The following is a 21,963-nucleotide window of genomic DNA, read 5'->3' on the forward strand; positions in this document are numbered from 1 at the left end:
CGCCACAGGTTGAATCTTCAGGTGCTTAGATAACGCCCGACCAACGCGATCCCGCTCGCCAGCACCAGCCACGTCACCAGCCGCACGAACGCCTCGCGGGACAACCTCATGGTCAGCCGTCGACCGAACCACAGCCCCAGCGCCATCGCCGGCAACAGACAAACCGCCAGCACCAGCAACGGCAAATCGGCATACACACCGGCGATTGCAAACAGGCTCAAACGCACCACCGTACTGCAACTGATCAGCGCACTCTGGGTGGCCCGAGCCGCCTCCTTGGGCAACCGGCTGTTCAGATAGATCGCATAGAGAAAGCCGCCGCTGCCAAACAACGCACCAAACATTCCGCCCACCGTTCCCATCGGCAGCGCCCACGCGGCGGACAACTGCGCCGGACGGACCTTTATCCACAGGGTGTAAATGGCATAGGCGCTGATAAACAGCCCCATCAGCAGCAGCAACAGATCGGACTTGAGGTTCAGCAGGAATATCACGCCGAGGGTGCAGCCCACCGCCATGCACGGCAGCAAGCGCAGCAGTTCCGGTTTCGCCACATCACGCCGCGAGGGCAACAGGTTGCCGAATGCCGCGACAAAATCGAGCAAAACCAGCAAGGGCACGATCTTCGACAGCGGCATGAACAGAATCAGAATCGGCCCCGCCACCAGTGCGGTGCCAAAACCGGCGATGCCGAACACTATGTAGGCCAGGGCGACGCCTGCACCGATGATCAGCCAGTCCAGCGGGCCGAAGGGCCATTGGTTTAACAGCTCAAACACACTCACTCTCCAATCTTCCTTGAATACCGTTGGCGACTTTACCTCCTACAAGGGAATTGTGCTGACACATGGAGATTGACCACCGAATGCCATTAAACTGCGCCCCATGATTAAAGATCCCTTTGCAAGACTCGGCCTGGACCGCGAAGTCCTGACCGTCAGCCAGCTCAACGGCCGCGCGCGGGTGTTGCTTGAAGACGTGTTCAGCAACATCTGGGTCGAAGGCGAAATCTCCAACCTCGCCCGCCCGGCGTCCGGCCACGTGTATTTCACCCTCAAGGACAGCGGCGCCCAGGTGCGTTGCGCGCTGTTCCGGCAGAACGCGGCCCGGGTGCGCCAGGCCTTGAAAGACGGCCTGGCGGTCAAGGTCCGCGGCAAGGTCTCGCTGTTCGAGGGGCGCGGTGATTATCAGCTGATCCTCGACACCGTGGAGCCGGCCGGCGATGGCGCCTTGCGCCTGGCCTTCGATGCACTCAAGGAAAAGCTCAGCGCCGAAGGCCTGTTCAGTGCCGAACGCAAGGTGCCGCTGCCGGCTCATCCACAACGCATCGGCATCATCAGCTCGCCCACCGGGGCGGTGATCCGCGACATCATCAGCGTGTTCCGCCGTCGTGCACCGCAGGTGCAATTAACCCTGATCCCTACCGCCGTACAGGGCCGCGAAGCCACCGCGCAGATTGTCCGCGCCCTGAAACTGGCGGATGCCCGCGGTTTCGACGCCCTGATCCTGGCCCGGGGCGGCGGTTCGCTGGAAGACCTCTGGTGCTTCAACGAAGAAGCCGTGGCCCGCGCCGTAGACGCTTGCGTGACGCCGATTGTCAGCGCGGTCGGCCATGAAACCGACGTATCGATCAGCGACTTCGTGGCCGACGTACGCGCGCCCACCCCTTCCGCTGCCGCCGAATTGCTGGCACCGGACTCCAGCGATCTGGTGCGTCGGGTCGAAAGCCTGCACCGACGGCTGGTGATGCGCATGCGTGACCGCTTGATGCGCGACCGCCTGCGCCTGGAAGGCATTTCCCGGCGCCTGCGTCATCCCGGCGAACGTTTACGCCAGCAAGCGCAACGCCTGGATGACCTGGACATGCGCATGCGCCGCGCGTTCGAGCGCAGCCTCAACACCCGTCGCGAACGCTTGATCCGCCTGGAAACCCGTCTGGCCGCACAACATCCTGGCCGGCAACTGGCAATGCTGCGCCAGCGCCTCGACGGCCTGGCCGAACGCCTGCCGCGCGCGATCCGCGAAGGGCTGAAGAACCGTCGCCTGCAACTGCACAGCCAGATGCAGACGCTGCACGTGGTCAGCCCGCTGGCGACCCTCGGCCGCGGCTACAGCATCTTGCTGGACGAGCGCGGCAACGCGATTCGCAACGCCGCGCAAACCCATACCGGCCAGCGCCTCAAGGCCAAACTGGGCGAAGGTGAACTGCAAGTACGGGTCGAAGACAATCACCTGACGCCTGTCACCCTTTCTTTACTGGATTGATCCATGCCGCGTTTCTTTGCTCCATTGCTGTTGCTGCTCCTGACCTTCAACGCCCACGCCGACAGCTACATCACCCGCCAGTTGAACAAACCAGTGCCGGGCGGCGTGGCGGTGGTGGACCTGGGCACGTCCGCCCAGGCGCCAAAAGCCACTTATCAAGGCAAACCGGTACTGGTGGTCAAGGAGCAGAACAACTGGCTGGCCATTGTCGGCGTACCGCTGACGGTCAAGCCGGGGGCTCAATCGGTCAGCAGCGGCGGTCGTAATCTGAACTTTACGGTTGGCAACAAGAAATACCCGGAACAGCGCATCACCCTGAAGAACACCCAACAGGTCAATCCGGACCCGGAAAATCTCAAGCGCATCGAGCGTGAACTGGCCGAGCAGATTACTGCCTACCGCACGTTCAGCCCCAACACCCCGAGTAACCTGCTGCTGGACAAACCGGTGAACGGGCCGCTGTCGAGCAAGTTCGGCGTGCGGCGCTTTTTCAACGGTGAAGAGCGCAACCCCCACTCTGGCCTGGACTTCGCCGTACCCGGCGGTACGCCAATCAAGACCCCGGCTGCCGGCAAGGTGATCCTGATCGGCAACTACTTCTTCAATGGCAACACGGTATTCGTCGACCATGGACAGGGCTTTATCAGCATGTTCTGCCACATGTCGAAAATCGACGTGAAGGTGGGGCAGCCACTGGCCCGTGGTGACGTGGTCGGCAAGGTCGGGGCGACTGGCCGAGCGACCGGACCGCACATGCACTGGAATATCAGCCTGAACGATGCGCGGGTCGATCCGGCTATCTTCATTGGTGCGTTTCAGCCCTGATCCCCAAATAAGGCCACCGGCCTCATCGCGAGCAGGCTCGCTCCTGCAGGGATTGCGCTGTACCTGTGGGAGCGAGCCTGCTCGCGATGGCAATATCACAGACACCGAAAGCAGTCCGGCAGCGTCACCTCATCAATTGCGCACCACTCAAACCTCGCGCAAACAACAAAACAATCACTGCCAATCACAGCAATAAAATCTCGATAAATACCCGCTCACGAGTATTCCTCTCAATTTTTTTCGACTGCTTGCCATCTTTCCCCCCCAAGGTTAGGGTTGAAAGCATGAAAACCTCTCACACCCTCATTCAGCTCCGCCAGCACCGCAGCCTGTGCCTCGTCAGTGCACGACTGCCGGGCTGAATCGTGGTGCCTCGTCCCAATCGTTAGTCCAAGAACTTTTGATCCACCGGCAGGCCGCCTTTTTTCGGCCAACACAATAAGGATTTCCTGATGAGCATGCTCAAAGACCCGTCTTCGAAATACCGCGCGTTCCCGACCATCGATATTCCGGACCGCACCTGGCCATCGAAAACCATCACCGCCGCGCCGATCTGGTGCAGTTCCGACCTGCGCGACGGCAACCAGTCGCTGATCGAACCGATGGACGCCGTCAAGAAGCTGCGCTTCTGGAAAACCCTGGTACAGGTCGGCGTGAAGGAAATCGAAGCATCGTTCCCGGCCGCCTCGCAAACCGACTTCGACTTCGTTCGCACCCTGATCGAAGGCAACCACATCCCGGACGACACCACCATCCAGGTGCTGACCCAGGGCCGTGAAGACCTGATCGAGCGCACCTTCGAATCCCTGCGCGGCGCGAAGAAAGCCATCGTTCACCTGTACAACGCGACCTCCCCTTCCTTCCGCCGCATTGTCTTCAACCAGGACAAGGACGGGGTCAAGGCCATCGCCGTGAACGCCGCCAAGCTGTTCGTCAAATACGCGGCCATGCAGCCGAACACCGAGTGGACCTTCGAATACTCGCCGGAAACCTTCAGCGCAACCGAAATGGAGTTCGCCAAGGAAGTCTGCGACGCGGTGATCGAAGTCTGGAACCCGACGCCCGAGCACAAGATGATCCTCAACCTGCCGGCCACGGTGGAATGCGCGACCCCGAACATCTATGCCGACCAGATCGAATGGTTCGGCCGTCACATCAACCGTCGTGACAGCGTGATCATCAGCCTGCACACCCACAACGACCGTGGCACTGGCGTTGCCGCCACCGAACTGGGCCTGATGGCCGGTGCCGACCGCGTCGAAGGCTGCCTGTTCGGCAACGGCGAGCGTACCGGTAACGTCGACCTGGTGACCGTGGCCCTGAACCTCTACACCCAGGGCGTGAACCCTGAGCTGGACTTCTCCGACATCGACGGCGTGCGCAAAGTCGTCGAAGAGTGCAACCAGATCCAGGTGCACCCGCGTCACCCGTACGTCGGCGACCTGGTGCATACCGCATTCTCCGGCTCGCACCAGGATGCGATCCGCAAGGGCTTTGCCCAGCAGAAGCCAAACGAATTGTGGGAAGTACCGTACCTGCCGATCGACCCGGCCGACATCGGCCGCAGCTACGAGGCGGTCATCCGCGTCAACAGCCAGTCGGGCAAGGGCGGCATCGCCTACCTCCTGGAGCAGGAATACGGCATCAGCCTGCCGCGTCGCATGCAGATCGAGTTCAGCCAGGTCGTGCAGCGTGAAACCGACCGCCTCGGCCTGGAAATGACCGCCCAGCAGATCCACGCATTGCTGCACAGCGAATACTTGCAGGCCAACACCCCGTACGCGCTGGTCAGCCATCGCCTGCAGGAAGAAAACGGTCACAGCGCCGTTGAAGTGGAAGTGGCCAGCCAAGGCCAGGGCGAGACCAACCTGCACTGGCGCGGCAAGGGCAACGGCGCCCTGGAAGCACTGGTGGCCGGCCTGCCGGTACCGGTGGAAATCATGGACTACAACGAGCACGCCATCGGCGCGGGCACTAATGCCAAGGCTGCGGCCTACATTGAACTGCGAGTGAACGGCGAACGTGCGGTGCATGGCGTCGGCATCGACGAAAACATCACCACCGCCAGCTTCAAGGCCCTGTTCAGCGCACTGAACCGCTCGCTGAGCCAGCCGGAAGCGAAAGCGGCGTAAGCGTCGCTGAAATGCAAAAGGCCTCAAGGTGCGAACCTTGGGGCCTTTTTGTTTGCCTGCCTGTTTTTGTGTTGATTGTCCCGGCCCCATCGCGAGCAAGCTCGCTCCCACAGTGACCGCGTTCACACCGACCCACTGTGGGAGCGAGCTTGCTCGCGATGGGGCCCTGTCAGACAGTAAAGATTTCAGGTGAACTCGAAGGTATCGGCATCCAGATTCGCCGGAAACCGTTGCCGATACGCCGCCAACTCTGCCGCATCCAGCACCACCTTGAACACCCCGTCAGCCTCTCCGGCACTGAGCAGCGTCTCACCCTGGAAATCCAGCACCTGGCTGTCACCGGTATACGCAAAACCTTTGCCATCGGTACCAATGCGGTTCACCGCCGCCACATAGCACAGGTTCTCGATCGCCCGCGCCGGCAGCAAGCGGTTCCAGTGCTGGCGCCGCGCACCGGGCCAGTTGGCGGTGTACAGCAGCAGGTCGGTGTCCTGGGCGTCACGGCTCCACACCGGGAAGCGCAGGTCGTAGCAGATCAGCGGTCGCACTCGCCAGCCCTTGAGCTCGAACTGCACCTGACGTTCGCCGGGGGTGTAGTGGTTATGCTCACCGGCCATGCGGAACAGGTGACGCTTGTCGTAATGCAGCACCTCGCCATCCGGGCGCGCCCACAGCAGGCGATTGCGATGACTGCCGTCAGCGGCCTGGACGATCACGCTGCCAGTGATCACTGCATCAAGCTTTGCCGCCTGAACCCGCAGCCACTTGCTGGTGGGGCCGTTTTCCGCTTCGGCGAGGGTCTCGGACTCCATGGAAAAACCGGTGGTGAACATCTCCGGCAGAATGATCAGGTCGGCGCCGCGAGCCTGTTCCAGCAACGCCTCGAAATGCTCGAGGTTGGCCTGGCGGTCGTGCCAGGCCAGGGAAGTCTGGATCAGCGCAACGGTCAGCTTCGGCAATGCACTCAGATCACGCATAGTTTTTCCGCTGCTTCACGCAGGGTCTCCTCACGCTTGGCAAAGCACAGCCGCACCAGACGCTGGCCGACCGGTGGCGTCTGGTAGAACACCGAGATCGGGATACTGGCCACGCCGTGCTCGCGGGTCATCCACAGGGCCATCTCGACATCATTGAGGTCCGGACGGATCTGCGAGTAATCGACCAACTGGAAATAGGTGCCGGTCACCCGGGTGAAGCTAAAACGCGACGGCACCAGCAGATCGCAGAACAAATCACGCTTGGCCTGATAGAAATCCGGCAGCTCCTCGACGTGCTCGGGATGCTCGGCCATGTAATCGGCCAAGGCGTATTGCAGCGGGGTCACGCCGCAGAAACTGACGTACTGGTGCACCTTGCGCAGCTCCGCCGTCAGGGCCGGTGGCGCAACCACATAGCCGGTTTTCCAGCCCGTGACGTGGTAAGTCTTGCCGAACGAACTGACCACGAAGGCACGCTGATACAGTTCCTCATGGGCCAGCACGCTGACGTGGGGCACACCGTCATACACCAGGTGCTCGTAGACTTCGTCGCTGATCACATAGATGTCGCGATCGCGGATCAAGGCTGCCAACTGGTCGAGTTCGGCACGACTGATCAATGCACCACTGGGGTTGTGCGGGGTGTTGAGGATGATCATCCGCGTGCGCGGGCTGAGTGCCTGGGCAAGCTTCTCGAAGTCGATACTGAAGTCGTTCAGGCCCAGTTGCACATGCACGCAACGACCGCCGGCCAGCTCTACCGAAGGTTCGTAACTGTCGTACGCCGGGTCAAACACGATGACTTCGTCACCGCTGTGGATAACCGCCTGAATGGCACAGAAAATCGCCTGGGTCGCGCCGGGGGTGACCGTCACTTCGCTATCGGCATCCACCTGCACGCCGTAACTACGGGTGATCTTTGCCGCAATCTGCTGACGCAAGGCGGGCAGCCCGGTCATTGGCGAATATTGGTTATGGCCACTGGCGATATGCCGACCGACCGCATCGCACAGGGCCTGCGGGGCATCGAAATCGGGAAAGCCCTGGGACAAATTGAGCGCGCCGGTCTGAGCCGCGAGCTGTGACATCTGAGTGAAGATAGTGATGCCGACATTCGGCAGCTTGCTGGTGATCATCGGTGGTTCCCTGCTCTACACCCGGCTCTACGGCGGCGCGGGGGAGTCCGAGGATAGCCCAAACGGCAGGCATGAAAAAGGGCGCCATTGGCGCCCTTTCCATCCCACGGGAAAAACCTCAATCAGCGCTTGTCGCGACGCTTCTTGTCGGCCTTCTTGTGGTGCGACATCAAACGACGCTTCTTGTTGACCTGACGGTCGGTGAGCGTGTTCTTGTTGCCTTCGTACGGGTTCTCGCCACCCTTGAACTCGATGCGGATCGGCGTACCGACCAGCTTCAGCACACGGCGATACGTGTTTTCCAGGTAACGCACGTAGGACTTCGGCACCTTCTCGATCTGGTTACCGTGGATCACGATGATCGGCGGGTTCGCGCCACCGAGGTGGGCATAGCGCAGCTTGATCCGGCGGTTGTTGACCATCGGTGGCGCGTGCTCGCCAACCGCATCTTCCAGAATCTGGGTCAGGCGGTTGGTTGGCCAGCGGGTAACCGCAGACTTGAACGAGTTCTGCACGGAAGCGTAGAGGTTGCCCACGCCGGTGCCGTGCAGTGCCGAGATAAAGTGAATATCGGCAAACTCGACGAAGAACAGACGACGCTGCAACTCGATCTTGACGAAGTCGCGCTCGCTCGGCGTCATGCCGTCCCACTTGTTGATCGCGATGACCAATGCACGACCGGCCTCAAGGGCAAAGCCCAGCAGGTTGAGGTCGTGGTCCACCACGCCTTCGCGGGCGTCCATCACGAAGATCACCACGTTGGCGTCTTTGATCGCTTGCAGGGTTTTGACCACGGAGAACTTTTCGACTTCTTCGTGGATCTTGCCGCGCTTGCGCACACCGGCGGTGTCGATCAGCGTGTACTTCTCGTCATTACGCTCGAACGGGATGTAGATACTGTCGCGGGTGGTGCCGGGCTGGTCGTAGACGATTACCCGGTCTTCCCCGAGCATGCGGTTGACCAGGGTCGACTTGCCGACGTTCGGCCGGCCGATGATCGCGATCTTGATCCCGTCTTTTTCGCTTGGGCCAGGAATGCGCTTGGCTTCCTCGCCTTCGGCGACGTCTTCTTCCTCGCCTTCTTCCAGCTCGTCGTCGTCTTTCGGGAAGTCACTCAGGGCGATTTCCAGCATCTGGGTGATGCCACGGCCGTGGGCACCGGCGATCGGGATCGCGTGGCCCATGCCCAACGGAGCGAATTCGGCGCGGGCCATTTCAGGGTCGATGTTGTCGACCTTGTTGGCAACCACGTAGGAACGCTTGTTACGTTTGCGCAAATGCTCGGCGATCATCTGGTCGGCGGCGGTGAAGCCGGCCTTGGCATCTACCAGGAACAGAACGACATCCGCTTCTTCAATGGCCAGCAGAGACTGCTCGGCCATTTTTTCGTCCATACCGTGCTCGTCACCGGAGATACCGCCGGTGTCGATCAGAATGTAGGAACGCCCTTGCCACTTGGCCTCACCGTACTGGCGATCACGGGTCAGACCAGACAAGTCGCCGACGATGGCGTCACGAGTCCTGGTCAGGCGGTTGAACAAGGTGGACTTGCCGACGTTTGGTCGGCCCACCAGGGCGATTACGGGAACCATGCGGCTCTCCACTTCGTTATTTCAGAAAATACAAAAGCCGCTGCGAGGCAGCGGCTGGTGCTCGGGGCAATCACTGTGTGCTTTTCTGTGGGAGCGAGCCTGCTCGCGAAAAACGCCAGGGCAGCGCGTTTATTCAGGACGCCAGCGTCATCGTTGGCGTCCATCGCGAGCAGGCTCGCTCCTACAGTTGTACAAACAGTGAAGCCGCTTGGGGGTTAAACCCCAAGCATAGTTCTTACTTGATGGTCAGGGCTTCCAGTTTGCCGCTGTTGCCATACACATAAATCGTGTCACCCACCACCAGCGGACGGGCACGCAGGCCGTCGCTGTCGATGCGCTCGCGGCCGACGAAACGACCGTCCACCTGACTCAGCAGGTGCAGGTAACCTTCCAGGTCACCGACTGCAACATAGCTGGAGAACACTTCCGGAGCCGACAGTTGACGGCGGGCCAGCGAGTCGTTGCTCCACAAGGCTGTGGTGGAACGCTCGTCGATGCCTTCAACGGTGCCCGAAGACAGGCTCACATAAGCGGTACCGAAACCCTGGGCGACACCGGAATAGCTGGAAGCATCACGCTGCCAGAGCTGACGGCCGCTTTGCAAGTCCAGAGCGGCAACGCGCCCCTGATAGCTGGCGACATACAGCGTCTCGCCCGACAGCAGCAAGCCACCGTCGATGTCGACCACGCGTTCCAGCTCCGAACGACCTTGCGGGATCGCTACGCGCTGTTCCCACACCGGTACGCCGTTGGAGATGTCCACGGCAACCACTTTACCGGTCGACAGGCCAGCCACCGCAAGGCGGTTGGTCACGATCGGCGCACTGGTACCACGCAGGGTCAGTACCGCAGGCGTGCTGTCATAGATCCAGCGACGGTTACCGGTGGAGGCATCCAGGCCGATCAGACGATCGTCCTGGGTCTGAACCACCACGACGTCACCGTTGTTGGCTGGCGGTGCCAGTACTTCGCTGGACACGCGAGCGCGCCACTTTTCTTCACCGTTGATCGCGTCCAGGGCAACGATTTCACCCTTGATCGTACCAATGGTGACCAGACCGTAAGCTACGCCAACGGCGCCTGAGACAGGCAGCTCGAGGTCTTTCTTCCATTTGACATCGCCGGTGTTGCGGTCCATCGCCATCAACACGCCAGTGACGTCGGCGGCATAGATGGTATCGCCATCGATGGCCGGAACCAGCATGTTGTAGGATTCGCCCTGACCGTCACCGATCGAACGACTCCACTGCTTCTGCAGAACCACTTCTTCCTTGAAGTCGACCAGTTCGGCCGGAGGCAGTTCTTTTTTGCTGTTGCTGCTGCAACCCGCGGCCAAAATGGCCAGGGCCAGCAATGCTGCATGTTTCCAACGAATCACGTCACGCATCCCCTTTGGCAAGGTCGTCCAGCTTGATTTGCAGGCCACCGACCGCCGCTTCATCCGACAGTGCCGCCTTGGCTTTTTGATACGCCGCGCTCGCCTCATCGGTACGACCCAACTGCACCAGCAGGTCGCCCTTGAGCTCTTCGCGAGTGGCCAGGAATGCCTTGTCGGCATCGCCTTCGAGCAGCTTCAGCGCTTCGTCGGCCTTGTTCTGCGCGCCGAGTACCTGGGCCAGACGCTGACGGGCGATTTCGCCCAGCGCCGGGTTGGCCGGTTTGGCGACAATGGCTTTGAGCTCGGTGGCTGCGTCGTCCAGCTTGCCGCTGTCGACCGCAACCTTGGCCACGAACAGGCTTCCGTACTGTGCGTAGGCGCTGCCGCCGAACTCGCTGTTGAGCTTGCCGGCCAGGTCCGAAACACGGGCCGCATCAGGCTTGCCGTCAGGCGTCAGCGTGGTTTCGAGCAATTGCTGATAGAGAATCGAGGCGCCTTGCGACTGATTGCTCTGATATTTCTGGAACGCCTGCCAGCCGAACACGATGACCAGCGCCAACAGGCCGCCAGTTACCAGGGGCTTGCCGTTGCGTGACCACCACTCCTTGAAATCCGCCAGATGTTCGTCTTCGGTACTCGACACCCCAATACTCCTTAATCGCTAATTCGGCTGTTTAGACAGCTTCAACCCTGCACGACGCAGGTGGCCAGGTGTGCTGCAAGCGCATCCCAGGCAATGCTTTGTTGTTCGCCCTGGCCACGCAGGGGTTTGAAACCTACCACTTGCTGGGCCATTTCGTCGTCACCGAGGATCAGCGCGTACAGCGCGCCGCTCTTGTCGGCCTTCTTGAACTGGCTTTTGAAACTGCCGGCGCCGGCATTCACTTGCAGGCGCAGGTTGGGCAACTGATCACGAACGCGCTCCGCCAGGGTCAGGCCGGCCAGTTCGGCAGCTTCACCGAAGGCACAGAGGTAGACGTCGACCTGGCGGGAGATCTCTTGCGGGATCTGCTCCAGGGTTTCCAGCAGCAGCACCAGGCGCTCGATGCCCATGGCAAAGCCAACACCGGCGGTCGGCTTGCCGCCCATCTGCTCCACCAGGCCGTCGTAACGGCCACCGGCACACACGGTGCCCTGGGCGCCGAGTTTGTCGGTGACCCATTCGAAAACGGTCTTGCTGTAATAATCCAGCCCGCGAACCAGCTTCGGGTTGATCACGTAGGGAATGCCCGCGGCATCCAGACGAGCCTTGAGGCCCTCGAAGTGCACGCGGGACTCTTCGTCGAGGTAGTCGGCCATTTTCGGCGCATCGACCAGAATCGCCTGTGTCTCGGCGTTCTTGGTGTCCAGGACGCGCAACGGGTTGGTCTTCAGGCGGCGCTGGCTGTCTTCGTCCAGCTTGTCCAGGTGTTGCGACAAGAACTCGACCAGTGCTTCACGATAACGACCACGGGATTCGCTGGTGCCCAGGCTGTTCAGTTCGAGCTTGACCGCATCGCGGATGCCCAGTTCGCCCCACAGGCGCCAGGTCAGCACGATCAGCTCGGCGTCGATGTCCGGACCGTCGAGGTTGAACACCTCGACACCGATCTGGTGGAACTGGCGATAACGGCCTTTCTGCGGACGCTCGTGGCGGAACATCGGGCCGATGTACCAGAGTTTCTGAACCTGGCCGCCGCCGGTGATGCCGTGCTCCAGCACCGCGCGCACACAGGCCGCCGTGCCTTCAGGGCGCAGGGTCAGGGAGTCGCCGTTGCGGTCGTCGAAGGTGTACATCTCTTTTTCGACGATGTCGGTCACTTCACCGATGGAACGCTTGAACAGTTCGGTGAACTCGACGATCGGCATGCGGATCTGCTTGTAACCGTAGTTATCCAGCAGGCGCGAAACGGTGCCCTCGAAATGACGCCACAGAGGGGTCTGTTCGGGCAGGATGTCATTCATGCCACGAATGGCTTGCAGAGACTTGCTCACTATAAATCCTTAAATTCGTTCGGCTCTTCAGTCAGGTTCAGCCGCGCGCGATAACGGCAGCGTCAGCTTCGACCTTTTCGGCCGCTTTCTGGCGGATCAAGCGTTCAAGCTCATCCACCAGATTGTCATTCGTCAGCTTCTGCGACGGCTTGCCGTCGATGTAAATCAGGTTCGGCGTGCCACCGGTCAAGCCGATATGGGCTTCCTTGGCTTCGCCCGGGCCGTTGACCACGCAACCGATAACCGCGACATCCAGCGGCACCAGCAAATCTTCGAGGCGCCCTTCCAGCTCGTTCATGGTCTTGACCACATCGAAGTTCTGCCGCGAGCAGCTCGGGCAGGCGATGAAGTTGATGCCACGGGAACGCAGGTGCAGGGATTTGAGAATGTCGTAGCCGACTTTCACTTCCTCGACCGGGTCGGCCGCCAACGAGATGCGGATAGTATCGCCAATCCCTTCGGCGAGCAGCATACCGAGGCCCACGGCAGATTTCACCGTGCCGGAACGCAATCCACCGGCTTCAGTGATCCCCAGGTGCAGCGGCTGGACGATTTCCTTGGCCAGCAAGCGGTAGGCTTCGACGGCCATGAACACATCGGAGGCTTTCACGCTGACCTTGAAGTCCTGGAAGTTCAGGCGTTCAAGGTGCTCGACGTGACGCAAGGCAGACTCGACCAGCGCAGCCGGGGTCGGCTCGCCGTATTTCTTTTGCAGGTCTTTTTCCAGGGAACCGGCATTGACGCCGATACGGATCGGGATACCGCGGTCACGGGCGGCATCCACCACCGCACGCACGCGGTCTTCGCGACCGATATTGCCCGGGTTGATCCGCAGGCAATCGACACCCAGTTCGGCTACGCGCAAAGCGATCCGGTAGTCGAAGTGAATGTCGGCAACCAGGGGGACTTTGACCAGCTGCTTGATCTTGCCGAAGGCTTCGGCGGCGTCCATGTCCGGTACGGAGACCCGCACGATATCGACGCCGGCTGCTTCCAGGCGATTGATTTGCGCGACAGTGGCCGCGACATCGTTGGTGTCGCTGTTGGTCATGCTCTGCACAGCGATAGGCGCATCGCCGCCAACAGGCACGTTACCGACCCAGATCTTGCGGGATTCGCGACGTTTGATTGGAGATTCGCCGTGCATGACTTATTGACCCAATTTCAGGCGAGCAGTCTCGCCACTGGTGAACGGAGCGACATCAACCGGCTGGCCGTTGTAGCTGACCTGAGCGCCACGGGCAAAGCCCAGGCGCACGGTAAACGGTGGTTTGCCATTGACTGCCAGGCTGTCGCCTTTGCGTTTGAGACCGCTGAACAGCACCTTGCCGCTACCGTCGGTCACTTGTGTCCAGCAATCGGCGGTGAACTGCACCTTGACCTGGCCTTGACCGGCCACTGGCGCGGCTACCGCTGGAGCAGGAGCCGGAGCGACAGGGGCCACCGGTGCAGTCACCACAGGGGCCGGGACGGCAGGAGCTGCCGGAACCGGAGTTGCCGGCGTGGTGTGCGCGGATACGGCTGGTGTGGTCGGCGCTGCCGGGGCGACGGGTGCAGTCGCTTGAGCCTGCTCTGGTGCTTCAGCCGGAGCGTCGGCCTGTGGCAGCGCGAGGACGGTTCCGCCTTCGGTCTGACCTTCCACGACGGCTTGGTCTTCCGGCTCGTCCAGCGGGTGAATCTGTGTCGTACCGTCGGCGCCTTCGACTTCAACGTGCTCTGGTGCCAGACCGATCAGGTCCTTGGTGCGCATCGAGGTCTGATCCTGCCACCAGACAAAACCGCCGCCAATCACCGCGACCAGCAACAGCAGGCTGACGATTCGCAAAATGGTGTGGGAAACCCGGACCGGTTCTTCGATACGACCCAGGCTGTGAACACTGCTGCCCTGGGAATCGGTACCGGTGGATTGATCGAATTGCTGGACCAGAACGGCCTGGTCCATGCCGAGCAATTTGGCATAGGCACGAATGTAACCACGGGCAAAAGTATGCCCGGGCAGCTTGTCAAAGGCGCCTGCTTCCAAATTGCTCAGGGAAGTGGTGGTGAGGTTGAGCTTGAGGGCCACTTCGGCCAGCGACCAGCCATTGCTTTCGCGGGCCTGGCGCAAAATCTCACCGGGGTTTACGCGATTCGCTGCTACAACTTCGGGATGCGCCGCTTTCATCATTGCTCCGACAGGTATTGCTGATATTCCGGCGTACCGGGATAGAGTCTTTTTAGTTGCAGGCCGGCACTTGCGGCCTTGTCGCGGTCTTCGAACACTTTTGCCAGCCGAATGCCGAGCAACAGACTACGTGCATTTTGTTCGGAGAGCTGGCTAAAACGGTCGTAATAGTCACGTGCGGGCACATAATGCCTGTCTTCGTAAGACAACTCAGCCATTTCCAGCAATGCACGAGGTTGTTGGCGGTTCAGGCGCAGGGCTTTTTCCAGTTGCTGCAGGGCCAGATCACGCTGACCGAGCATTGCAGCAGTCATGCCCAGGTTCTCGAACACTCGCGAACGCTCAGGATACAGGGTATCGGCAGCGGCTTGTTCAAAGCGCTCGTAGGCTTCCTTGTAACGCTTCTGCTCGAACAGAAAACTGCCGTAGTTATTGAGGATTCGTGCATCGGCGGGACGGGAAGACAGTGCCTTGCGAAAATGCTCGTCGGCAAGTGCAGGTTCCATCTCGGCCTGGAACACCAGCCCCAGCGCCGCATTGGCATCCGGGTCGGAGTCATCCAGATCCAACGCTTTCTTCAGCGGAACCTTGGCGCGCTCGGTCATGCCTTGTTGCAAATACCCGATACCGAGTTGCACATATGCCTGACGCGCTTCATCACGGCCCTTGCTGGTCTTCATCGGGTTGTAATCGCCCGAAAGCACGCAGCCAGCACACAGGCTGGCCAACAGCAAAAGCAGCGCAAAGCGCAGGGACATAGAGTTCCTCTCTTGGTTATTTCGCGGCGTCTTGCGCTACATCGTTGTCGGCGTTGAGTTCACGCACGGCGATATAACGTTCGCTGCGACGGGTGCGATCCAGCACCTGCCCTACCAATTGACCACATGCGGCGTCGATGTCTTCACCACGGGTGGTGCGGACGGTGACGTTGAAGCCGGCATGATGAAGCTGATCCTGGAAACGACGAATAGCGTTGTTGCTCGGGCGCTCGTAACCGGAGTGCGGGAACGGGTTGAACGGGATCAGGTTGATCTTGCACGGGATGTTCTTCAGCAGCTCGATCATTTCCACCGCGTGCTCGACCTTGTCATTGATGTCTTTGAGCAAGGTGTATTCGATGGTCAGCACGCGCTTTTCGCCGAGATTCGACATGTAGCGCTGGCACGACTCGAGCAGCATCTTAAGCGGATACTTCTTGTTGATCGGCACCAATTGGTTACGCAATGCGTCATTCGGTGCGTGCAGGGACAACGCCAGGGAGACGTCGATGTGCTTGGAGAGCTCATCGATCATCGGCACCACGCCGGAGGTCGACAGGGTCACACGGCGCTTGGAAATGCCGTAGCCCAGGTCGTCCATCATCAAATGCATGGCCGCGACGACGTTGTCGAAGTTCAGCAGCGGCTCACCCATGCCCATCATCACCACGTTGGTGATGGCACGGTCGACGGTTGCCGGGACGCTGCCAAAGGATTTGTTGGCAATCCACACCTGGCCGATGACTTCGGCGGCGGTGAGGTTGCTGTTGAAGCCTTGCTTGCCGGTGGAGCAGAAACTGCAATCCAGGGCACAGCCTGCCTGGGACGAAACGCACAGGGTGCCGCGTTTGCCCTGGGGAATGTACACGGTCTCGACGCAGCTGCCGGACGCCACGCGCACCACCCACTTGCGGGTGCCGTCGCTGGAGATGTCCTCGCTGACCACTTCCGGACCACGGACCTCAGCAACAACCTTGAGTTTTTCACGCAAGGCCTTGCTGACGTTCGTCATGGCATCGAAATCATCGACACCAAAGTGGTGAATCCATTTCATTACCTGACCGGCACGGAAACGCTTCTCCCCGATTGAGTCGAAGAATTTTTCCATTTCCAGCTGAGTCAGACCCAGCAGGTTAATTTTTACAGTCGATGTAGTCATGGATTCACCTTCACTCTTAAGCCAATGCTTAGCGAGTGGTTACTTCAGTAGCTGCGAAGAAGTACGAGATTTCGCGAGCGGCAGCGGCTTCGGAGTCCGAACCGTGTACAGCGTTGGCGTCGATGGAGTCAGCGAAGTCAGCACGGATGGTGCCGGCAGCAGCTTCTTTAGGGTTGGTAGCGCCCATCAGCTCACGGTTCAGAGCAATAGCGTTTTCGCCTTCCAGAACCTGAACGACAACCGGACCGGAGATCATGAAAGCAACCAGGTCGTTGAAGAAACCACGAGCGCTGTGCTCAGCGTAGAAGCCTTCAGCTTCGGCTTTGGACAGTTGCTTCAGCTTCGAAGCTACAACGCGCAGGCCAGCTTTTTCGAAACGAGTGGTGATCTCGCCGATAACGTTTTTAGCAACGGCGTCAGGCTTGATGATGGAGAAAGTACGTTGAACAGCCATGGTGTAACTCCAGAAACGGTAATTTACGAAAAATTAAACCCGCGAATTATACGCGGGTTCTCGGGTATTGCCTAACCTGCGGCGTGGCTCAGTGGCGTTCTTCGATCCAGTTGGCCTGAATGGCCTCCAGGATCTTTTCGCCACAATGCTCAGGCATGTCGTCGAAATCGGGCAGTTCCATCACCCATTTACGCAGATCGACGAAGTTGACCGACATAGGGTCCACGTCGGGCTTGCTTTCAGCCAGCTGGATCGCGATCTCCAGCACATCAGTCCACTTGAGTTTCATGACAATTCCTTGAATCAGTGCGCTGCTTCGGCTGCGTGGTTGAGCGAGTACTTCGGAATTTCGACGGTCAGGTCTTCGGTACCGACCTTGGCCTGACAACCCAGGCGCGATTGCGCTTCCAGCCCCCAAGCCTTGTCAAGATAGTCCTCTTCCAGCTCGTCAGCCTCTTCCAGCGAGTCGAAACCCTCGCGGATGATGCAGTGGCAAGTAGTGCAGGCGCAGACGCCACCGCAAGCACTTTCCATCTCGATATGGTGCTCATGTGCCAGCTCGAGGATGGACGTACCGGTCTCAGCCTCTACAACCATGCCTTCGGGGCAGAACTTCTCGTGTGGCAGAAAAATGACCTGCGGCATCGTTATTCCTCAATCTCATTCAGGTTGCGCCCCGCCAGCGCGGCTTTCACCGTCGAGTCCAGGCGGCGGGCAGCAAAGGCGTCGGTCACTTGCGACAGACGCTTGGTCTGCTGCTCGATGGCGTAACCATCGGTACCTTTCATCAGTTCGGTCAGTTCCTGCACCTGCATGTCGATAACAAGGCGCTCTTCGGCGTCAAGCAAGCGCTCGCCATCCGCCTCCAGAGCAGCCTGCACCGCCTCGATCAGGCGCTGGGCGTCGACCTGCTGCTCACGCAGTACGCGGGCAACCTTGTCGTCATTGGCATGCTGGAACGAGTCCTTGAGCATCCTGGCGATTTCGCCGTCGGTCAGGCCGTAGGACGGCTTGACCTGAATGCTGGCTTCAACGCCCGAACCCAGTTCGCGGGCGGAAACGCTGAGCAGACCGTCGGCATCGACCTGGAAGGTCACGCGAATCTTCGCCGCGCCAGCCACCATCGCCGGAATGCCGCGCAATTCGAAGCGCGCCAGAGAGCGACAGTCACTGATCAGCTCGCGCTCGCCCTGCAATACGTGGATCGCCATGGCCGACTGGCCGTCTTTATAAGTGGTGAAGTCCTGGGCGCGGGCGACGGGGATGGTGGTGTTGCGCGGAATCACCTTCTCCATCAGGCCGCCCATGGTTTCCAGTCCCAGGGACAACGGAATCACGTCCAGCAACAGAAGCTCGTCACCGTCGCGCTTGTTGCCGGCCAGGGTATCGGCCTGGATCGCAGCACCAATGGCGACCACTTGATCCGGGTCGATTTCAGTCAGCGGCTGGCGACCGAAGGCTTCGGCGACGGCTTCGCGAACGCGAGGCACGCGAGTCGAACCACCGACCATGACCACGGCATGCACGTCTTCCAGTTCGATCCCGGAATCACGCACCGCACGACGGCAGGACCTCAGGCTTCGAGCGACCATCGGCTCGATCAGCGCATTGAAGGCTTCGCGGGTCAGTTCGGCTTTCCAGTCGCCATGGGCCACTTCAACGGCCGCAGCATTGGTCAGGGCTTCCTTGGCCGCACAAGCGGTTTGCAGCAAATTGCGTTGCGCACCCGGATCGAGGTCGGCGGACAGGCCGGCGCTCTCGATGATCCAGCCAGCGATCGCGTGGTCGAAGTCATCGCCGCCCAAGGCGCTATCGCCGCCGGTAGCCAGGACTTCGAAGACACCGCCGGTCAGGCGCAGAATCGAAATATCGAAGGTGCCGCCGCCCAGGTCATAAATCGCGACCAGGCCTTCGGCGTGCTGATCCAGACCGTAAGCCACGGCTGCCGCGGTCGGCTCATTGAGCAAACGCAGCACGTTCAGACCGGCCAGCTTGGCCGCATCCTTGGTGGCTTGACGCTGAGCGTCGTCGAAATAGGCCGGAACGGTGATCACCGCGCCCACCAGTTCGCCACCCAGGGTCGCTTCAGCACGCTGACGCAAGACCTTGAGGATATCGGCAGAGACTTCCACCGGGCTTTTCGGGCCCTGGATCGTGTCGATGAACGGCATGTGCGACTCGCCATCGACAAAGCGGTACGGCAACTGATCACCCAGCTGCTTGACGTCGGACAGACCACGACCCATCAAGCGCTTGACCGACAGCACGGTGTTCAACGGATCGGTGGCGGCGGCCAGCTTGGCGGATTCGCCAACCTCGACGCGATCGGCGTGGTAGCGCACGGCAGACGGCAAGATGACCCGCCCTTCTGCGTCGGCAAGTGGCTCGGAAAGACCACTGCGCAATGCAGCGACCAGCGAATTGGTAGTACCCAAGTCGATCCCCACAGCCAGGCGACGCTGGTGCGGTTGAGGACTTTGGCCGGGTTCGGCGATCTGCAGTAGGGCCATCGTTATCAGGACTTATCTGTATATCAGGCGTGCGACCGGAGCGGCACTGGGTTAATCGTCGAGGCGCTCTTCTAACTGGCGCACTTCGTAGGTGAGCTTGTCGAGGAACTGCATGCGCCGCATCAGGCGTTCGGCCTGTTCACGGTGCGCGGCATCGTTCCAGCAAGCTGCGAAGCTTTGGTTCAGTTCATCCTGGGCAGCCTTCAGGCGACGCTTGAAGACGGCAACGCCATTGAGATCGGCGCTGTCCTGCAGGTCTTCGAGCTCTTCACGCAACTCCATCTGCTGCAAAAGAAACTCCGGATCATGCACCGTGACCTCCAGCGGCAGCTCGCCACCATTCAAGGCGAGCAGGTAACGCGCGCGCTTGGGTGGGCTCTTGAGCGTCTGGTAGGCCTCGTTGAGGCTCGCGGATTGCTCTAGCGCCAGCCGTTGCTCACGCTCGGAAGCGTCGGCAAAGCGGTCCGGATGAACACTGCGCGCCAACTCACGGTAGCGCGTAGCCAGCTGATCGAGGTCCAGATCGAAACTCGGTTGCAGCTCAAATAAAGCGAAATGACAAGGAGTACCCACGACAAGCCTCAGATGTTGAAGCTTTCGCCGCAGCCACATTCACCGCGTACGTTGGGGTTGTTGAACTTGAAGCCTTCGTTCAACCCTTCCTTGACGAAATCGAGCTCGGTGCCGTCCAGGTAGGCCAGGCTCTTCGGGTCGATGATCACTTTTTCGCCGTGACTTTCGAACACCTGGTCCTCTGCAACCACCTCGTCGACAAACTCCAGCACGTAGGCAAGGCCGGAACAGCCTGTGGTGCGAACACCCAGACGAATCCCTTCACCTTTGCCGCGCCCGTCGAGGGAGCGCCGCACGTGTCGAGCAGCCGCTTCTGTCATGCTGATAGCCATCGGTGACTCCTTACTCGTCGCCAAAAATCAGATCAAGCCTTTTTTCTGCTTGTAATCGCGAACGGCCGCTTTGATAGCGTCTTCAGCGAGTACCGAGCAGTGGATTTTCACTGGCGGCAGGGCCAGTTCTTCAGCCAGCTGGGTGTTCTTGATGGTTTCCGCTTCGTCCAGGGTCTTGCCCTTCATCCACTCGGTGGCGAGGGAGCTGGAAGCGATAGCCGAACCGCAGCCGTAGGTCTTGAACTTGGCATCTTCGATGATGCCGGCGTCGTTGACCTTGATCTGCAGGCGCATCACGTCGCCGCACGCCGGAGCGCCGACCATGCCGGTGCCGACATCAGGGTCTTCCGCGTCCATCTTGCCGACGTTGCGCGGGTTTTCGTAGTGGTCGATGACCTTTTCGCTGTAAGCCATGATTCTCAATCCTCACTCATCAGGGCCGCTCTTGAGACCCTGCAGTTGCGCTGCGTTTACCGCCGCGCTGCTACAGGACCTGTATCCGGCGGCTTCTTTGTTTAGTGTGCCGCCCACTCGATTTTCGAGATATCGACGCCGTCTTTGTACATGTCCCACAGCGGCGACAGAGCGCGCAGCTTGGTAACAGCCTCGCAGACTTTCTGCGCGGCGTAGTCGATTTCTTCTTCGGTGGTGAAACGGCCGAAGGTGAAGCGGATCGAGCTGTGTGCCAGTTCGTCGTTGCGGCCCAGGGCGCGCAGTACGTACGAAGGTTCAAGGGACGCCGAGGTGCAGGCCGAACCGGACGAAACTGCCAGGTCCTTGAGCGCCATGATCAGCGACTCGCCTTCAACGTAGTTGAAGCTCAGGTTCAGGTTGTGCGGAACGCGGGCGGTCATGCTGCCGTTGACGTACAGCTCTTCCAGGTGCTCGACCTGCTTGTAGAAACGGTTGCTCAATGCCTTGATGCGCGCGTTTTCGGCAGCCATGTCTTCCTTGGCTACCCGGAAAGCTTCACCCATGCCGACGATCTGGTGGGTCGCCAGGGTGCCGGAACGCATGCCGCGTTCGTGGCCGCCACCGTGCATGGTCGCTTCGATACGTACGCGTGGCTTGCGGCTTACGTACAGGGCGCCGATGCCTTTAGGACCGTAGGTCTTGTGGGCGGAGAACGACATCATGTCGACTTTCAGCTTCGAAAGGTCGATCTCGACCTTGCCGGTGGACTGAGCGGCGTCGACGTGGAACAGGATGCCCTTGGAACGGAGCAGTTCGCCGATCGCTGCGATGTCGTTGATGGTGCCGATTTCGTTGTTCACGTGCATGACCGAAACCAGGATGGTGTCGTCGCGCAGTTCGGCTTCGATCATCTCAGGGGTCACCAGACCATCGGTGCGAGGCTCGATGTAGGTCACTTCGAAACCTTCACGCTCCAGTTGGCGCATGGTGTCCAGGACAGCCTTGTGCTCGATCTTGGTGGTGATCAGGTGCTTGCCCTTGGTGGCATAGAAATGCGCCGCACCCTTGATTGCCAGGTTGTCGGATTCGGTGGCACCGGAGGTCCAGACGATTTCACGCGGGTCGGCGTTGACCAGGTCAGCGACCTGACGACGGGCGTTTTCGACGGACTCTTCGGCTTTCCAGCCGAACACGTGGGAACGGGACGCCGGGTTACCGAAGTTTCCGTCGACCAGCAGGCATTCACTCATTTTTTGCGCAACACGCGGATCAACCGGGGTGGTCGCAGAGTAATCAAGGTAAATCGGCAATTTCATGGAC

At 60.2% G+C, this 21,963-nt stretch carries 22 protein-coding genes; 3 read left to right on the forward strand and 19 right to left on the reverse strand.

All coding sequences use genetic code 11. The features are described 5' to 3' along the window. Nucleotides 1–17: 17 nt before the first annotated feature. Nucleotides 18–785 (reverse strand): sulfite exporter TauE/SafE family protein, encoded by a 768-nt coding sequence (locus WHX55_RS25235; RefSeq protein ID WP_151213888.1) that lies wholly within the window; start codon nucleotides 783–785, stop codon nucleotides 18–20. Between the two features lie 100 nt (nucleotides 786–885). Between WHX55_RS25235 and xseA the strand changes: the two genes are divergently transcribed. The 3 genes from xseA (at nucleotide 886) to leuA (ending at nucleotide 5,222) form a co-directional block, all read left to right on the forward strand. Then, entirely contained in the window at nucleotides 886–2,265 is a 1,380-nt protein-coding gene (xseA, locus tag WHX55_RS25240) for an exodeoxyribonuclease VII large subunit (protein WP_150757947.1), read from the forward strand. Nucleotides 2,266–2,268: 3 nt separating this feature from the next. Then, nucleotides 2,269–3,090, forward strand: coding sequence for a peptidoglycan DD-metalloendopeptidase family protein (locus WHX55_RS25245; RefSeq protein ID WP_353741531.1), 822 nt, complete (start codon nucleotides 2,269–2,271; stop codon nucleotides 3,088–3,090). A 452-nt stretch (nucleotides 3,091–3,542) separates the two neighbouring features. Beyond that, a complete protein-coding gene (gene leuA, locus WHX55_RS25250) occupies nucleotides 3,543–5,222 on the forward strand; it encodes a 2-isopropylmalate synthase (protein ID WP_150726779.1) in 1,680 nt (559 codons plus the stop codon). Between the two features lie 185 nt (nucleotides 5,223–5,407). Here leuA and WHX55_RS25255 read toward each other — a convergent pair whose 3' ends face one another. From WHX55_RS25255 to WHX55_RS25340, 18 genes are all read right to left on the reverse strand, one after another. Then, nucleotides 5,408–6,199: an amidohydrolase gene (locus WHX55_RS25255; RefSeq protein ID WP_151213886.1), complete on the reverse strand. Its 792-nt coding sequence runs from the start codon at nucleotides 6,197–6,199 to the stop codon at nucleotides 5,408–5,410. Next, the gene (locus WHX55_RS25260; RefSeq protein ID WP_150757950.1) at nucleotides 6,187–7,335 is read right to left on the reverse strand and encodes a pyridoxal phosphate-dependent aminotransferase; all 1,149 of its coding nucleotides are present in this window, start codon (nucleotides 7,333–7,335) and stop codon (nucleotides 6,187–6,189) included. The genes WHX55_RS25255 and WHX55_RS25260 overlap by 13 nt, the downstream gene beginning before the upstream one ends. Before the next feature lie 122 nt (nucleotides 7,336–7,457). Then, the gene (gene der, locus WHX55_RS25265; protein WP_150754505.1) at nucleotides 7,458–8,927 is read right to left on the reverse strand and encodes a ribosome biogenesis GTPase Der; all 1,470 of its coding nucleotides are present in this window, start codon (nucleotides 8,925–8,927) and stop codon (nucleotides 7,458–7,460) included. A 235-nt stretch (nucleotides 8,928–9,162) separates the two neighbouring features. Next, nucleotides 9,163–10,314: an outer membrane protein assembly factor BamB gene (bamB, locus tag WHX55_RS25270; RefSeq protein WP_353741532.1), complete on the reverse strand. Its 1,152-nt coding sequence runs from the start codon at nucleotides 10,312–10,314 to the stop codon at nucleotides 9,163–9,165. Then, nucleotides 10,307–10,948 carry a tetratricopeptide repeat protein gene (locus tag WHX55_RS25275; protein WP_223446979.1) on the reverse strand — a complete coding sequence of 214 codons (642 nt, stop codon included), beginning with the start codon at nucleotides 10,946–10,948 and terminating at the stop codon, nucleotides 10,307–10,309. Before WHX55_RS25275 ends, bamB begins: the two co-directional genes overlap by 8 nt. A 41-nt stretch (nucleotides 10,949–10,989) precedes the next feature. After that, nucleotides 10,990–12,279, reverse strand: a complete 1,290-nt coding sequence (gene hisS / locus WHX55_RS25280; protein WP_046040930.1) for a histidine--tRNA ligase — start codon at nucleotides 12,277–12,279, stop codon at nucleotides 10,990–10,992. A 37-nt stretch (nucleotides 12,280–12,316) separates the two neighbouring features. Then, complete coding sequence (gene ispG / locus WHX55_RS25285; RefSeq protein ID WP_003185136.1) at nucleotides 12,317–13,426, reverse strand: flavodoxin-dependent (E)-4-hydroxy-3-methylbut-2-enyl-diphosphate synthase; 1,110 nt, start codon at nucleotides 13,424–13,426, stop codon at nucleotides 12,317–12,319. 3 nt (nucleotides 13,427–13,429) lie between these two features. Continuing rightward, entirely contained in the window at nucleotides 13,430–14,443 is a 1,014-nt protein-coding gene (locus WHX55_RS25290; protein WP_353741533.1) for a RodZ family helix-turn-helix domain-containing protein, read from the reverse strand. Then, on the reverse strand, nucleotides 14,443–15,201 hold the full coding sequence (gene pilW, locus WHX55_RS25295) for a type IV pilus biogenesis/stability protein PilW (RefSeq protein ID WP_150754507.1): 759 nt from the start codon (nucleotides 15,199–15,201) through the stop codon (nucleotides 14,443–14,445). The genes WHX55_RS25290 and pilW overlap by 1 nt, the downstream gene beginning before the upstream one ends. Nucleotides 15,202–15,217: 16 nt before the next feature. After that, nucleotides 15,218–16,360 carry a 23S rRNA (adenine(2503)-C(2))-methyltransferase RlmN gene (gene rlmN, locus WHX55_RS25300; RefSeq protein ID WP_150754508.1) on the reverse strand — a complete coding sequence of 381 codons (1,143 nt, stop codon included), beginning with the start codon at nucleotides 16,358–16,360 and terminating at the stop codon, nucleotides 15,218–15,220. Nucleotides 16,361–16,388: 28 nt separating this feature from the next. Next, nucleotides 16,389–16,814: a nucleoside-diphosphate kinase gene (ndk, locus tag WHX55_RS25305; protein WP_007903599.1), complete on the reverse strand. Its 426-nt coding sequence runs from the start codon at nucleotides 16,812–16,814 to the stop codon at nucleotides 16,389–16,391. A gap of 88 nt (nucleotides 16,815–16,902) precedes the next feature. Next, entirely contained in the window at nucleotides 16,903–17,103 is a 201-nt protein-coding gene (gene iscX / locus WHX55_RS25310; RefSeq protein WP_150726786.1) for a Fe-S cluster assembly protein IscX, read from the reverse strand. Between the two features lie 14 nt (nucleotides 17,104–17,117). Further along, nucleotides 17,118–17,459, reverse strand: coding sequence for an ISC system 2Fe-2S type ferredoxin (fdx, locus tag WHX55_RS25315; protein WP_007982752.1), 342 nt, complete (start codon nucleotides 17,457–17,459; stop codon nucleotides 17,118–17,120). Nucleotides 17,460–17,461: 2 nt separating this feature from the next. Beyond that, the gene (gene hscA / locus WHX55_RS25320) at nucleotides 17,462–19,324 is read right to left on the reverse strand and encodes a Fe-S protein assembly chaperone HscA (RefSeq protein WP_150754509.1); all 1,863 of its coding nucleotides are present in this window, start codon (nucleotides 19,322–19,324) and stop codon (nucleotides 17,462–17,464) included. Nucleotides 19,325–19,375: 51 nt separating this feature from the next. Continuing rightward, complete coding sequence (hscB, locus tag WHX55_RS25325) at nucleotides 19,376–19,897, reverse strand: co-chaperone HscB (RefSeq protein ID WP_046040913.1); 522 nt, start codon at nucleotides 19,895–19,897, stop codon at nucleotides 19,376–19,378. A gap of 8 nt (nucleotides 19,898–19,905) precedes the next feature. Beyond that, a complete protein-coding gene (iscA, locus tag WHX55_RS25330; protein ID WP_003227904.1) occupies nucleotides 19,906–20,229 on the reverse strand; it encodes an iron-sulfur cluster assembly protein IscA in 324 nt (107 codons plus the stop codon). Nucleotides 20,230–20,256: 27 nt separating this feature from the next. Then, on the reverse strand, nucleotides 20,257–20,643 hold the full coding sequence (gene iscU, locus WHX55_RS25335; RefSeq protein WP_007974006.1) for a Fe-S cluster assembly scaffold IscU: 387 nt from the start codon (nucleotides 20,641–20,643) through the stop codon (nucleotides 20,257–20,259). 101 nt (nucleotides 20,644–20,744) lie between these two features. Then, a complete protein-coding gene (locus tag WHX55_RS25340; protein ID WP_150754510.1) occupies nucleotides 20,745–21,959 on the reverse strand; it encodes an IscS subfamily cysteine desulfurase in 1,215 nt (404 codons plus the stop codon). Nucleotides 21,960–21,963: the final 4 nt, after the last annotated feature.

Origin of the sequence: Pseudomonas fluorescens (genome assembly GCF_040448305.1) — a bacterium.
Taxonomy (GTDB): Bacteria; Pseudomonadota; Gammaproteobacteria; order Pseudomonadales; family Pseudomonadaceae; genus Aquipseudomonas; species Aquipseudomonas fluorescens_BH.

What these genes read in the sequence shown, in the direction of transcription:
- xseA (WP_150757947.1), top strand. Translation starts at nt 886, where the DNA reads ATGATTAAAGATCCCTTTGCAAGACTCGGCCTGGACCGCGAAGTCCTG.
- WHX55_RS25245 (WP_353741531.1), top strand. Translation starts at nt 2,269, where the DNA reads ATGCCGCGTTTCTTTGCTCCATTGCTGTTGCTGCTCCTGACCTTCAAC.
- leuA (WP_150726779.1), top strand. Translation starts at nt 3,543, where the DNA reads ATGAGCATGCTCAAAGACCCGTCTTCGAAATACCGCGCGTTCCCGACC.
- WHX55_RS25255 (WP_151213886.1), bottom strand. Translation starts at nt 6,199, where the DNA reads ATGCGTGATCTGAGTGCATTGCCGAAGCTGACCGTTGCGCTGATCCAG.
- WHX55_RS25260 (WP_150757950.1), bottom strand. Translation starts at nt 7,335, where the DNA reads ATGATCACCAGCAAGCTGCCGAATGTCGGCATCACTATCTTCACTCAG.
- der (WP_150754505.1), bottom strand. Translation starts at nt 8,927, where the DNA reads ATGGTTCCCGTAATCGCCCTGGTGGGCCGACCAAACGTCGGCAAGTCC.
- bamB (WP_353741532.1), bottom strand. Translation starts at nt 10,314, where the DNA reads ATGCGTGACGTGATTCGTTGGAAACATGCAGCATTGCTGGCCCTGGCC.
- ispG (WP_003185136.1), bottom strand. Translation starts at nt 13,426, where the DNA reads ATGCACGGCGAATCTCCAATCAAACGTCGCGAATCCCGCAAGATCTGG.
- WHX55_RS25290 (WP_353741533.1), bottom strand. Translation starts at nt 14,443, where the DNA reads ATGAAAGCGGCGCATCCCGAAGTTGTAGCAGCGAATCGCGTAAACCCC.
- pilW (WP_150754507.1), bottom strand. Translation starts at nt 15,201, where the DNA reads ATGTCCCTGCGCTTTGCGCTGCTTTTGCTGTTGGCCAGCCTGTGTGCT.
- rlmN (WP_150754508.1), bottom strand. Translation starts at nt 16,360, where the DNA reads ATGACTACATCGACTGTAAAAATTAACCTGCTGGGTCTGACTCAGCTG.
- ndk (WP_007903599.1), bottom strand. Translation starts at nt 16,814, where the DNA reads ATGGCTGTTCAACGTACTTTCTCCATCATCAAGCCTGACGCCGTTGCT.
- iscX (WP_150726786.1), bottom strand. Translation starts at nt 17,103, where the DNA reads ATGAAACTCAAGTGGACTGATGTGCTGGAGATCGCGATCCAGCTGGCT.
- fdx (WP_007982752.1), bottom strand. Translation starts at nt 17,459, where the DNA reads ATGCCGCAGGTCATTTTTCTGCCACACGAGAAGTTCTGCCCCGAAGGC.
- hscA (WP_150754509.1), bottom strand. Translation starts at nt 19,324, where the DNA reads ATGGCCCTACTGCAGATCGCCGAACCCGGCCAAAGTCCTCAACCGCAC.
- iscA (WP_003227904.1), bottom strand. Translation starts at nt 20,229, where the DNA reads ATGGCTATCAGCATGACAGAAGCGGCTGCTCGACACGTGCGGCGCTCC.
- iscU (WP_007974006.1), bottom strand. Translation starts at nt 20,643, where the DNA reads ATGGCTTACAGCGAAAAGGTCATCGACCACTACGAAAACCCGCGCAAC.
- WHX55_RS25340 (WP_150754510.1), bottom strand. Translation starts at nt 21,959, where the DNA reads ATGAAATTGCCGATTTACCTTGATTACTCTGCGACCACCCCGGTTGAT.